The 12,735-nt window shown below is 54.0% G+C and carries 11 protein-coding genes; 3 read left to right on the forward strand and 8 right to left on the reverse strand.

The window, feature by feature from the left end:
- The first annotated feature begins 167 nt into the window (after nucleotides 1–167).
- Both ftsI and rlmA read left to right on the forward strand, forming a co-directional pair.
- Entirely contained in the window at nucleotides 168–1,913 is a 1,746-nt protein-coding gene (ftsI, locus tag ACZAHD_RS05220) for a peptidoglycan glycosyltransferase FtsI (RefSeq protein WP_462455829.1), read from the forward strand.
- 61 nt (nucleotides 1,914–1,974) lie between these two features.
- The gene (gene rlmA, locus ACZAHD_RS05225) at nucleotides 1,975–2,769 is read left to right on the forward strand and encodes a 23S rRNA (guanine(745)-N(1))-methyltransferase (RefSeq protein ID WP_462455830.1); all 795 of its coding nucleotides are present in this window, start codon (nucleotides 1,975–1,977) and stop codon (nucleotides 2,767–2,769) included.
- A gap of 3 nt (nucleotides 2,770–2,772) precedes the next feature.
- On the opposite strand, the gene mntP is transcribed toward rlmA, so the two are convergent.
- The 5 genes from mntP to manX form a co-directional block, all read right to left on the reverse strand.
- Nucleotides 2,773–3,339, reverse strand: coding sequence for a manganese efflux pump MntP (mntP, locus tag ACZAHD_RS05230; RefSeq protein WP_462455831.1), 567 nt, complete (start codon nucleotides 3,337–3,339; stop codon nucleotides 2,773–2,775).
- A 417-nt stretch (nucleotides 3,340–3,756) separates the two neighbouring features.
- Complete coding sequence (locus ACZAHD_RS05235; protein ID WP_462455832.1) at nucleotides 3,757–4,215, reverse strand: DUF986 family protein; 459 nt, start codon at nucleotides 4,213–4,215, stop codon at nucleotides 3,757–3,759.
- A 54-nt stretch (nucleotides 4,216–4,269) separates the two neighbouring features.
- The gene (locus ACZAHD_RS05240; RefSeq protein WP_032686998.1) at nucleotides 4,270–5,121 is read right to left on the reverse strand and encodes a PTS mannose transporter subunit IID; all 852 of its coding nucleotides are present in this window, start codon (nucleotides 5,119–5,121) and stop codon (nucleotides 4,270–4,272) included.
- Between the two features lie 12 nt (nucleotides 5,122–5,133).
- Entirely contained in the window at nucleotides 5,134–5,934 is an 801-nt protein-coding gene (gene manY, locus ACZAHD_RS05245) for a PTS mannose transporter subunit IIC (protein WP_462455833.1), read from the reverse strand.
- A 56-nt stretch (nucleotides 5,935–5,990) separates the two neighbouring features.
- The gene (manX, locus tag ACZAHD_RS05250) at nucleotides 5,991–6,959 is read right to left on the reverse strand and encodes a PTS mannose transporter subunit IIAB (protein ID WP_462455834.1); all 969 of its coding nucleotides are present in this window, start codon (nucleotides 6,957–6,959) and stop codon (nucleotides 5,991–5,993) included.
- Between the two features lie 447 nt (nucleotides 6,960–7,406).
- Between manX and yoaE the strand changes: the two genes are divergently transcribed.
- Nucleotides 7,407–8,966 carry a CNNM family cation transport protein YoaE gene (yoaE, locus tag ACZAHD_RS05255; RefSeq protein WP_462455835.1) on the forward strand — a complete coding sequence of 520 codons (1,560 nt, stop codon included), beginning with the start codon at nucleotides 7,407–7,409 and terminating at the stop codon, nucleotides 8,964–8,966.
- Between the two features lie 14 nt (nucleotides 8,967–8,980).
- Here the strand turns inward: yoaE and ACZAHD_RS05260 are convergent, their stop codons facing one another.
- The 3 genes from ACZAHD_RS05260 to ACZAHD_RS05270 all read right to left on the reverse strand — a co-directional run.
- The gene (locus tag ACZAHD_RS05260; protein WP_462455836.1) at nucleotides 8,981–10,591 is read right to left on the reverse strand and encodes an EAL domain-containing protein; all 1,611 of its coding nucleotides are present in this window, start codon (nucleotides 10,589–10,591) and stop codon (nucleotides 8,981–8,983) included.
- A gap of 122 nt (nucleotides 10,592–10,713) precedes the next feature.
- A complete protein-coding gene (gene sdaA, locus ACZAHD_RS05265; RefSeq protein ID WP_462455837.1) occupies nucleotides 10,714–12,078 on the reverse strand; it encodes an L-serine ammonia-lyase in 1,365 nt (454 codons plus the stop codon).
- A 257-nt stretch (nucleotides 12,079–12,335) separates the two neighbouring features.
- The coding region (locus ACZAHD_RS05270) for a CoA pyrophosphatase (protein ID WP_462455838.1) at nucleotides 12,336–12,735 on the reverse strand (400 nt) is incomplete at its 5' end.

Genomic DNA, 12,735 nt, shown 5'->3' on the forward strand with positions numbered 1-12,735 from the left:
AAAGCCTCGCCTCTGCGGGGCTTTTTAGTGTTTATTGCAAAATATTTCCATTTTTTCCCTTCCGTCGTGCTTTGTTGCAAAACAACATCATTATTCGCATAGTTTCGCATTCTGTTGTGCCGATTTTCTGTTAAATCAGAGGGTTGCAATATAATGCTGGAGCTACGGTGCTAAAGAACAAAAATAAGTCAGTTGCTCATTTCACCCCTCTTCGTTTTGGGCTGTTGTGCGTGGCGATTCTCGGTTGTCTCGGAATATTGTTGGGGCGGGTGGCCTGGCTACAAATAATTTCTCCAGATAACCTTGTGAAACAAGAAGATATGCGTTCGTTGCGTGAAGAACCCATCGATGTGCAACGTGGAACCATCAGCGATCGTGAGAACCGTCCGTTGGCGGTTAGCGTGCCGGTGAGCGCCATCTGGGCCGACCCGCAAACCATTATGCAAAAAGGCGGCGTCGGCTATAGCCCGCGCTGGCAGGCGATGGCGGAGGCGCTGCACATCAATCTGGGTGATTTGGCCAAACGCGTTGAGAGCCATCCTCATATGCGATTTATCTATCTGGCCCGTCAGGTTAACCCGGAGCAGGCCGAATGGATCGACAAGCTGCACCTGCCGGGGATTAACCTGCGTGATGAGTCGCGCCGCTTTTATCCCGCAGGGCACGTGGCGGCTAACCTGTTGGGATTTACCAATATTGATAACCAGGGCATTGAGGGGATTGAAAAAAGCTTTAATGCCCAGCTCACTGGAAAGCCGGGGCGCCGGTTGGTGCGTAAAGATCGTCATGGTCACGTGATCGAAAATATCACCGAGATGCCGGCAGTGCCCGCGCATAACATTCAGCTGAGTATCGACGAGCGCTTGCAGACGGTCACCGAAGATGCGCTGGATAACGCCGTAAACTGGAATAAGGCGGAATCAGGGGCGGCGGTGCTGATTAAGATTGATACCGGCGAGATACTGGCGATGGCCAGCTATCCGGACTTCAATCCCAATAACCGTGATGACGCCAGGCTGGATGATTTTCGCAACCGTGCCATCAGCGATACCTTTGAGCCGGGCTCAACGGTAAAACCGCTGGTGGTGATGACGGCGCTACAGCAGGGCATTGTGCAGCCTGACAGCGTAGTGGATACCCATCCCTTTGTCCTTGATGGGCACCGCATTCGCGATGTTGGCTATTATCCCGAACTGTCATTGACTGGCATTTTGCAAAAATCCAGCGATATCGGGGTTTCACATTTGTCGCTGGCCATGCCCGTTCAACACCTGATTGATACCTATACAGCCTTTGGTTTTGGTGACCCTACAGGGCTGGGGCTGACCGGCGAAAGCGCAGGTCTGATGCCGAAACGGCGCTATTGGGGCCAGTTGGACCGCGCGACCTTTGCTTTCGGCTATGGTCTGATGGTGACCCCGCTGCAACTGGCACACGTTTATGCCACTATCGGCGGATTCGGTATTGAGCGGCCGCTCTCTATCACCCGCATCGATCCTCCGGTCATCGGGACGCAGGTGATGCCGGAAACCATCGTGCATGAAGTAGAGCATATGATGGAGAGCGTGGCGCTGCCGGGCGGTGGCGGAACCAAGGCGGCGGTGCGTGATTATCGTATTGCGGTGAAAACCGGGACCGCAAAAAAAATCGGTCCTGACGGTAAATATATTGATAAATATGTGGCGTATACCGCAGGCGTGGCGCCCGCCAGTCGTCCGCAATTTGCGCTGGTGGTGGTGATTAACGATCCTAGTAATGGCGCCTATTATGGCGGGGCGGTTTCCGCACCGGTCTTTAGTCAGATCATGGGAGATGTGCTGCGGTTGGAAAATGTGCTGCCGGACGGTATGCCGCAAGGTTCAGAAAATCTGATTGTGATGCATCACGGAGAGGTTGCGTCACCGGCGTTGTAACAGTGGTCTGAAAGGGCGAATAGCGCTACACTTTCGCCCTTTCAGCGACACCGGAGTTGTCATGTCATACAGTTGCCCACTTTGCCACGCGCCGCTTTCCCGCCGCGATAATAGCTATATCTGCCCGCAGCGGCACCAGTTCGATCTGGCAAAAGAGGGGTATGTCAATTTACTGCCGGTGCAGTTTAAGCGGTCTCGCGATCCGGGCGATAGCGCGGAGATGATGCAGGCGCGGCGGGCGTTTCTCGATGCAGGTCACTATCAGCCCCTGCGTGACGCCATCAGCGACTTTCTTTCCGTTGCCGCGCCTGAGCGTCTGCTCGATATCGGCTGCGGGGAAGGGTATTACACCCACGCATTTGCCGCCATCGCCGCTCATTGCTGGGGGCTGGATGTCTCAAAGTCGGCTATTCGCGCGGCCGCCAGACGTTATCCGCAGGTTAATTTTTGCGTCGCTTCAAGTCAGCGTCTGCCGTTCGACGACGTGAGCCTTGATGCGGTGGTCCGGATCTATGCCCCTTGTAATGCACAGGAGCTGGCGCGCGTGGTCAGACCCGGCGGCTGGGTGATTACCGCCACGCCAGGACCGCGTCATTTGCTGGAGCTGAAAGGGTTGATTTATGCCGAGGTGCGTCTGCATGAGCAAAATCATGAACAGATGGCTGGCTTTACGTTAAGCCAGCAGCACCAACTGGCCTATCCGATGCAACTGACCGGGTACGAGGCGGAAGCGCTGCTGCAGATGACGCCATTCGCTTGGCGGGCGAAGCCGCCGGTGCGTGAAACGTTACGCGCGCAGGCAACTTTCCGCTGCCAGACCGATTTTATTATTCACTGCTGGCAGCGCGAGTCCTGAGAATTAACCGGCGAAATGGCTCCAGAGAATCTGGGCGCCGATACCAATCAGAACGATACCACCAAGAATTTCGGCTCGTTTGCCCAGCAGCGGGCCGATAAACCGTCCGACCATGATCCCCAGCGTCGACATCACCAGCGTCGCGCAGCCGATAGCCAGCGCGGTGGCGATAATGTTGACCTGCAGGAACGCCAGGCCGACACCGACAGCCATCGCATCGAGACTGGTGGCGAAGGCGGTGGTGACCAGCAGCCAGAAACCATGGCGGCGAGGCGCTTCACTTGCCTCATCTTCGGTTGCGCGAAAACCTTCAATAACCATACGTCCGCCGAGAAAGACCAGTAGCACGAACGCGATCCAGTGATTCCACTCCAGTACGAACTGGCTGGCGAACATCCCCATTCCCCAGCCGAGAAGCGGGGTGAGCGTTTCGATGGCGCCAAAAATTAACCCGGTGCGCAGCGCTTCGGAGAACTTAGGTTTATGTAAGGTGGCGCCTTTACCGATAGAGGCCGCGAAGGCGTCCATGGACATGCCAAAGGCAAGAAGAATCGTAGCGGAGATGTTCATGATTGCGTCCTGACCGGGGAAAATCCATATGACACATCACAGCCCCCAGTAGATATACGCAGCCCACGCGTCAGGTATTGCGTATAGCGGTGATGTGTCTATGGTCTCGCCTGATTGAACACCTTCTTCAACCCGTACGTGCCACGTTTTGCAACGAGTATGTTGACACGTACATTTCCTGGCAGACAGGAAATCGGCTACTCCCCAACGACGGGCGCAACCTTAACATATTTTTAGAATATAAAACAATAACAGGATTTATTTATTTCAATAACCAAATGATAACGATTTTCATTTGGTTTTATGCGTGAATAATTCGTTAATAAATATAAGTGAAGTGCGCAGACGGAATATAGCCATGGCTATATATCTGTCTGCCAAAAATCGCTGAAATATAGCGTTGGCTATATTTTTAACTTATTGAGTTGAAATGAGAAATTTGTATATCCTTTCCAGATCGTCGATGTTTCGTACACGAATAAGCAAGCGCCGTTGTTCTAATTGCATCACCAGTACGCCGTCTTCCGATAAATTCATCGCTTTAATTCGCTTATATTCAATCCAGATATTGGCGAAGAAAAAACCAGTCGGTTTGAAGATGATTTTCGGCGTCCGGATCCAGAACAGATACCAACCCATTAACGTCAGTGCAGATAATAACCATGTGGTAATTAGCGCGCCGTGGCTGATGACGTTGTTATAAATCAGAATGGCGGTCAGGCCGACAAAGATGATCCCGTCAACGCGGCTGCGGCGGAGCAGGGGGATAGCCAGGAGTTGCGGGCCGTTACGACGGGGCATAATAAACTGGTCATAAATGGCAAACACCAGCAGAACAAGAATAAACAGAATCAGCACCAGATCCGTGAGTGTCATCTACCCTCCAGTGAAAAAAAACCGGGGGCAAGCCCCCGGCGGACAACAGGATTATTACAGGCCCAGCAGGCCGATAGCGTAGCCGACGATACCGATGACGAAGAAGCCGACGATAATCCACAGGGCGTTAACTTTCTTACGCAGCAGCCACATACAGGCAAAGGTCAGCAGCAAAGGCACCAGGCCCGGCATCAACTGGTCAAGAATGGTCTGTACGGTCGTTACGTGAACCTGACCATCTGAACCGGTGATTTTTGACACCACCAGCGGAATGTTCACATGCGTCCACTTGTTAACCAACGCCCCCATGACAAACAGGCCGAGAATTGACGCCCCCTCGGTCAGTTTCTGCAGGAAGCCGCCGCCCATATCTTTAACGATATCGATACCCTTGCTGTAACCGTATGCCACGCCGTAGTAACGGGTCAGCAGACGAACGGCGTTGAACAGAATAAAGAACAACAGCGGGCCTAACAGGCTGCCGCTCATCGCGATACCGGCACCCAATGCCGCAAATACCGGACGCACGGTACCCCAGAAGATCGGGTCGCCGACGCCAGCCAGCGGTCCCATCAGACCAACTTTGATACCGTTGATGGCACCATCATCGATCTCGGCGCCGTTTGCACGCTGCTCCTCCATCGCCAGCGTCACGCCAAGAACGGGCGCTGCGACGTACGGGTGAGTATTGAAGAACTCCAGGTGACGCTTAATCGCCTGCTTACGCGCATCGTTGTTCTCCGGGTACAGGCGACGAATAGCCGGTACCATAGAGAAGCAGAAGCCCAGCGCCTGCATACGTTCGAAGTTCCATGACCCCTGGAACAGGTTAGAACGAATGAACACGCCACGAATGTCACTCGGAGTGAGTTTTTTCTCGGTGGTATTTTTAGTCATATCAACCATTTCGCTCACCTGTTAGTCCAGTTCGTTATCGAGATCGTTATTACCAGCAGCCTGCGCTGGCGCACCCGCAACGCGGTTGTATTTCGGGCTCAGCTGGATATAGAGGATAGCCATCACCGTGCCAATCACGCCCAGCGCAACCAGGTTGAAGTTAGTGAATGCAGCGGTGACGAAGCCAAGGTAGAAGAACGGCATCAGGTAGCCTGCGCGCATCATGTTGATGACCATCGCGTAACCGACCACCACGATCATGCCGCCGGCGATGTTCAGACCGCTGGTGACCACTTCAGGAATCGCATTCAGCATGCCCTGAACTTCGCTGGTTCCGACGGAGATAGCCACGATGACCGCCGGGATAGCGATACGCATAGCCTGCAGGAATAACGAAGAGACGTGGATCCACGAAATTGCCGTCAGGTTGCCATTTTGCGCCGCTTTATCCGCCGCGTGCTGGAAGGCTACGGTAATGGTACGAACGATGATGGTCAGCACCTGACCTGCCGCTGCCAGCGGGATAGCCAGTGCGATACCGGCGCCGATACCCTGATGGCCAGCAATAACCAGAACGGTAGAAATGATGGATGCCAGCGCGGCATCCGGCGCAACTGCCGCACCGATGTTCATCCAGCCCAGAGCGATCATTTCCAGAGTACCACCGATGATGATACCGGTTTTCATATCGCCGAGAACGGCACCGATCAGCGTACACGCGACCAGAGGACGGTGGAACTGAAACTCATCAAGTACCGACTCCATACCCGCAATACACGCGACGATGAACACCAGCACAATCTGAAGAAGGGTAATCTCCATTGTACTTCTCCTGTTGATTAAGTCTTAAGTTGAAAACTGGGGCGCGACCCGCAAGGTTATTTCGCCACCTTGCCAATCAGGTCCATCATTTTCAGTTTCTGGTCGGTGGAAACTTTACGCACTTCCAGTTCAATACCGCGGGCATTCAACTTTTTAAATGCTTCAATATCTTTTTCATCGACCGAAACGGCGTTGTTCACCTGCGTTTTACCCTGACGGAAAGCCATACCGCCGATATTGACAGTGGTGATTTTCACCCCGCCTTCAACGACACGTTCGACGTCGGTAGGGTTGGTAAACAGCAGCATGACGCGATCGCCTGCGTATTTCGGGTTGTTGTAGACGCGAAGCATCTTCGCAACGTCGACAACGTGGGCCGTCACGCCCGGAGGAGCAACCTGAGTCAGTAATGTTTTGCGCACGGTATCCGCCGCCACTTCATCACTCACGACAATAATGCGGGTCACGTTGGTTTCTTTTGTCCAGCGGGTGGCCACCTGACCATGAATAAGACGGTCATCAATACGCGCCAGGCCGATAACCATGTAGTCGTCTGGACCCATTGGTTTTGCCGGGGCTACCGCTTTGGCTGCTGCCTTAACCGCAGCCGGAGCGACTTTTTCCACCGTCTTCGCTTTCAGCGCTTTCACGCCTTCACGGCCAGTTTCTACCGCCAGAGCCACCAGTTCGTCGAACGATGGATCGTCGTCGCGCGCCATCAGCGTTTCGACCAGCATCGGGATGTTAACGCCAGCAATCACTTCGTAATGTTCTTTATCGACGACAATGCGGCTGGCGGCATTGAATGGACTACCTCCCCACGTATCGACGAGAAATAACACGCCTTTAGTTGTGTCCAGCTTTGCCAGCTGTGCGTTGTATTTCTCGATTAGCGTTTCGGCGTTTTCACCCGGAACGAAATCGATCCAGCCAACGTTTTCCTGCTCGCCCAACAGCATTTCTGCGGTTTTCAGCAGTTGTTCTGCAGCCCAACCATGTGTGCCTATTACAATAGCAATCGTCACTTGCTACCTCCTTTATTATCGTGAATGCATCATCTGTGGTGATACATCCTGAATCACTCTTGCGGACAAAATCGATTCAGTGAGGGTGTAAGATCTAAAATAATTACTACCGCGAATTATTTTAGATAGTGAAAAAATAATTAATGTGATGAAGATCCGTTAATCACGTATCTACAAGGAATAATTTCGCGGCGCAAAAAATAGGCTTACCTATTGCAAAGACTGGTAAATTTTTTTCCAATCTCCCTCTATTTTTTGTTATGTTTAGCATCCGTTTAATTACTCAGGAGTATAGGGCATAGCCCGCTGTATGGACCCTCATCGACGTCTTTTCACCTTCTGGCATTTTTCTGCCGCCGCTACCTGCTACGCTTTTTTACCTGCAACGATTGTCTGTGCCGTACGTGACATGGCGATGACTCCGTCTGTCGTTAACTGGAGCAACTCATGGAATTCTTAATGGATCCCTCTATCTGGGTGGGTTTATTGACGCTGGTCGTCCTCGAAATCGTGCTCGGTATCGACAACCTGGTCTTTATCGCCATCCTCGCGGATAAACTGCCGCCGAAACAACGGGACAAAGCCCGTCTGATCGGCCTGTCGCTGGCGCTGTTTATGCGTCTGGGGCTGTTGTCGGTCATTTCGTGGATGGTGACCTTAACCAAACCGCTGTTCAGCATCGCGGATTTCTCTTTCTCCGGACGCGATCTCATCATGCTGCTGGGGGGGATATTCCTGCTGTTTAAAGCGACTACGGAACTGCATGAACGGTTGGAAAACCGCCAGCACGATTCCGGACATGGTAAAGGTTATGCCAGTTTTTGGGTGGTGGTGCTGCAAATCGTCGTACTTGACGCTGTATTCTCGCTGGATGCCGTGATTACTGCGGTTGGGATGGTTAACCACTTGCCGGTAATGATGGCGGCAGTCGTGATTGCGATGGCGGTGATGCTGCTGGCTTCTAAGCCATTGACTAACTTTGTCAATCAGCATCCGACGGTGGTGGTGCTCTGTCTGAGCTTCCTGCTGATGATCGGCCTGAGCCTGGTGGCTGAAGGCTTCGGTTTCCATATTCCGAAAGGGTACCTGTACGCCGCTATTGGCTTCTCGATAACCATAGAGTTCTTTAACCAGATAGCACGACGTAACTTTATTCGTCACCAGTCGACGCTGCCGTTACGCGCACGTACGGCTGACGCTATTCTGCGCATGATGGGCGGGCGCAAACAGCACGCCGTGAGCCACGATGGCGAGAGCCCGGCACCGGTTCCGGTCCCGGAAGGGGCGTTTGCGGAAGAAGAACGCTATATGATTAATGGCGTCCTGACTCTGGCGCAGCGTTCATTGCGCAGCATCATGACTCCGCGTGGTGAAATCAGCTGGGTGAACGCGGAGCAGAGCGAAGAAGAAATTCGACGTCAACTGCTCTCTTCGCCGCACAGTCTGTTCCCGGTATGCCGGGGCGAGCTGGATGAAATCATCGGTATCGTGCGAGCCAAAGAGATGCTGGTGGCGCTGGAGGCCGGTGAGAATGTCGCTGCATTAGCCGCGGCTTCGCCGGCGATTGTGGTCCCGGAAACGCTGGATCCTATCAATCTGCTGGGTGTGCTGCGCCGTGCCCGCGGTAGCTTCGTCATCGTGACTAACGAGTTTGGCGTGGTTCAGGGGCTGGTGACGCCGCTGGATGTCCTTGAAGCCATCGCGGGTGAATTCCCTGATGCCGATGAGACGCCGGAAATCGTTGCCGATGGCGACGGCTGGCTGATTAAAGGATCAACCGATCTGCACGCTTTACAGCAGGCGGTGGGACTCGATGACCTCGTCAATGAAGACGAAGACATCGCCACGGTTGCCGGGCTGGTGATTGCCGTAAACGGTCATATCCCGCGTACCGGCGATGTTGTTGAGCGGGCGCCGCTGCAGTTTACCGTTCTTGAAGCGAACGACTATCGGGTCGATCTGGTGCGTGTCGTGAAAACGGTGCATGACAGCCAGGAAGAAGAGTAAACTTTCCTGGTTGATCAGACTGACCGGCCGGTCTCCTCTGGAGGCCGGTCGGCGTTATTATCCATCCTCGCCTCGACCTGACGCCGGGCGGCCAGCCACTGCGGGAAGTCTTCAACCGGCATTGGCCTCGCATAGAGAAATCCCTGCAGGATATCAACGCCGTGGCGTCGCAAATATTCGGCCTGCTGCGGGGTCTCCACGCCTTCTGCCACCGTCATAATCTTCAGCCGGTGCGCCAGCGCAATAATCATATCCGTGACCGTGGCATTCACGCTGTCGATACCGATAGCGCTGGTAAAGGATTTATCAATTTTCAGCACGTCAGGCCGCAGCTTTTCCAGCCAAGAGAGCGAACTGTTGCCGGTGCCAAAGTCATCGATAGCCAGGTATACCCCCCTGAAATGTAGATGCTCGGCCATGTGGTGATCGCCATCCTGAAGGACGTCCCGCTCGGTGAGTTCAACCACCAGCTGCTGCACCGGGTAGGCGCTGAACCAGAGTTTATGCAGATCGCGCAGCAGTTCGCCATCGGCAAAATGGCGGGCCGCGACATTAATCGAAATATGAAAATGTTTATCGTGGGGGAATAGCGACAGCCGGTGTGCGGTTTCGGCAATGACATAGCGGGTGAGGGGAATGATCAGGTTATAACCCTCGGCGATCGGAATGAACACATCCGGCGAGATGTTTCCCCGACGCGGATTATTCCAGCGCAGCAGAATCTCGACTCCGCAGCATTTTCCCGAACGCAGGTCTTTCAACGGTTGGCACCACAGCGTGAATTCGCGGGCGGCGATGCCGAGGCTGATTTCCCGGGAAAAACTCATCCTGCCCGCGGTAGCCAGCCAGGCGATTCCGGTCATCAGTAAACTCAGAATCAGCGCCAGCGGCAGTTCCCCTGGCAGCTCGTTGAGCGCCAGAGCTGAAGCGCCGGGGCCGCTGACGTTGATGGCAAAGGGGAACTGTGTTGAATGTTGACGGTATATCACAGACTCACCAGGAGGGACCGGGTGATCAACCACCCCGATTCCGCTGATAAAGCTTTTTGTGCCAACACTCAGTCCGATACCGGTAATCAACGATGATTTTGCATTGAGAATTAACTCACCCAGCAGCTCAATATTGATGATCATCATCACACCGTCGGCGCTATTGAACACGGAGGGATACCATTGAATCAAGACTGGGGTGCCGACCAGCAGCGTGTTATCGGTTGAAAAAGCCAGCAGCGCCCGCTGGCTCGGCAGAACGGGTTGCAGCTTATGAATAGAGACGTTGCGGTCGCCAAAGATGCTGGAACAGTAGAGAATATTCGATTTAACCAGGACGATTGAACGCACGGTTTGTAACGAGGCCGCCAGTTTGCGCAGCGGCAGACGCACATCCTCACAGGGTTTCCCCACCATCTGAAGCAACGAAAGGTGTTGCTCCGACAGCGGGCGTAAAATTTTATCCATCGCCACCACCATTTTATTGGTGGTCATCTGGACGCGCTGCTGATTTAAACTACGCTGCGAAATAAATCGGACCACCAGCGTGGCCGTCAACGTCAGGAGCGCAACAATCAAACAAATGACAACCCGTTTACGACGGTATGTCGAAATGACCTTTTGTGCATTTTGCATGCGCGACACCCTGTCGACTCTATATGATGAGTAGAATAACAACCGCCTTTAAGCAAGTGTAGTGGGTGTAAATAAATAACAGAGAAAAATGCGCCCGGAAGGGCGCATTTTATGGGGAGAGTTTAGTCACACTGAACTTTTATCGCCAGACCACCGCGCGAGGTTTCGCGATATTTGGCGTTCATGTCTTTACCGGTCTCATACATGGTCTCAATGACTTTATCGAGAGAGACGCGCGGTTCACTGGTGCGACGCATGGCCATACGTGCGGCGTTGATCGCCTTCACGGATGCAATTGCGTTGCGTTCGATACACGGAACCTGAACCTGGCCAGCCACCGGGTCGCAGGTGAGGCCCAGGTTATGCTCCATACCGATTTCTGCCGCAATACAAACCTGCTCCGGGCTCGCGCCAAGCAGTTCGGCAAGACCGGCGGCCGCCATGGAACAGGCCACGCCAACTTCCCCCTGACATCCGACTTCCGCGCCAGAAATGGAGGCGTTCATCTTGTAGAGGGTGCCAACGGCGCCGGACGCCATAAAGTAGCGAATATAAATATCCGGGCTGACCGATTCGATAAAGTGATCGTAGTAGGCGAGCACCGCCGGGACGATGCCGCAGGCGCCGTTTGTCGGGGCCGTCACTACGCGTCCGCCGGCAGCATTCTCTTCGTTCACGGCCAGGGCGAACATATTCACCCAGTCAACGACGTTCATCGGGTCGTTTGACAGCTTATCGCTGGCCACCAGCAGACGACGCAGGGCAGAGGCGCGACGAGGAACGCGCAGCGGGCCAGGCAGCACGCCTTCGGTATTCATCCCACGATCGATACAGGCCCGCATGGTCTGCCAGACGTGAGCAAAATAGTCTTCAATCTCTTTTTTGCTGTGTAGCGCCAGCTCGTTTTGCATCACTATGCCGGAGAGCGACAATCCGGTCTCCTTGCAATGACTCAGTATCTCCTGCGCCGATTTGTACGGGTAAGGCACGCACAGTTCGTCGGCACTTTCTTTGCCGAAGTGCTCTTCGTCGACAATAAAACCGCCGCCAATCGAGTAGTATGTTTTGCTGTAGATCTCTTTGTCGCCCGCCCAGGCATGAATCGTCATGCCGTTCTCGTGCAGCGGCAGATTGTCGCTACGAAAACGCATGCCGTCATCCGCCGGGAAATCAACTTCATGCCGCCCTTGCGCCAGCAGCAGACGTCCGCGGGTTTCAACGTCGCGGATAAATGCCGGTATCGCGTCAATGTCGACCGTATCGGGCTGATTGCCCGCCAGTCCCATAATGATGGCGATATCCGTATGGTGGCCTTTGCCGGTTAATGAAAGTGAGCCGTAGACATCGACCGCCACGCGGGTCACTTCATTAAGCAATCCCTTTTCGACCAGGTCATCGACGAACTGTTTACCGGCCTTCATCGGCCCTACAGTATGGGAAGATGAGGGACCAATCCCCACCTTGAACATGTCGAATATACTAATCACGATAATACTCCTGACAGGGTTACCGCAGCGGCGGTAACGATGTGATAACTGCGCATAGTGTAAGAGGGAACCGAACCATCAGCTTAACTATTCACATGAATTAAACTAATGGATAACGGTGAATTTACTAATGATGAGCGCGCATTCTCATTTTGAGTATATACCCGAAATACGCCGCCCGATGGCGGGGATTTCGAGCGGTCTGCAGCGGGGGCACGCGGCCGGTATTTCAGCCGCCTCAGGCGGGATGAAGAAAACTAAGGTTTAGTCCCGATTTGCAGCGCCAGTTCGCGAATAATACCGGCGGTCATTCCCCAGACAAAATAGTGCTGATACCACGACAACCAGACGCGATGCGAGTTACCCCGGCGGTGAATGTCCAGCGGATGATAGCGTCCAAGACGCAGCGCTTCAGCGAGCGGCATCTCGAACACCGCAGCGACTTCATCCTGGCTGGCGTGATAGTGGAGATTTGGCGGAATGATGCCGACCACCGGCGTGACCTGGAAGCCGGTTACGCTGTCTACCGGTGGCAACACGCCGATAATCTCGACTGATTCGGGGGGGATGGCGACCTCTTCCTGCGCTTCGCGCAGCGCGGCGGCAATAAGCGTTGCATCGGTGGCATCCACGGCTCCGCCGGGAAAGGCAACCTGG

This window comes from Raoultella sp., assembly GCF_039594335.1.
Lineage (GTDB): Bacteria > Pseudomonadota > Gammaproteobacteria > Enterobacterales > Enterobacteriaceae > Klebsiella.

Excerpts from the sequence above, each read along its gene's own strand:
- rlmA (WP_462455830.1), top strand. The coding sequence starts at position 1,975 with ATGTCATACAGTTGCCCACTTTGCCACGCGCCGCTTTCCCGCCGCGAT.
- mntP (WP_462455831.1), bottom strand. The coding sequence starts at position 3,339 with ATGAACATCTCCGCTACGATTCTTCTTGCCTTTGGCATGTCCATGGAC.
- ACZAHD_RS05235 (WP_462455832.1), bottom strand. The coding sequence starts at position 4,215 with ATGACACTCACGGATCTGGTGCTGATTCTGTTTATTCTTGTTCTGCTG.
- ACZAHD_RS05240 (WP_032686998.1), bottom strand. The coding sequence starts at position 5,121 with ATGGTTGATATGACTAAAAATACCACCGAGAAAAAACTCACTCCGAGT.
- manY (WP_462455833.1), bottom strand. The coding sequence starts at position 5,934 with ATGGAGATTACCCTTCTTCAGATTGTGCTGGTGTTCATCGTCGCGTGT.
- yoaE (WP_462455835.1), top strand. The coding sequence starts at position 7,407 with ATGGAATTCTTAATGGATCCCTCTATCTGGGTGGGTTTATTGACGCTG.
- ACZAHD_RS05260 (WP_462455836.1), bottom strand. The coding sequence starts at position 10,591 with ATGCAAAATGCACAAAAGGTCATTTCGACATACCGTCGTAAACGGGTT.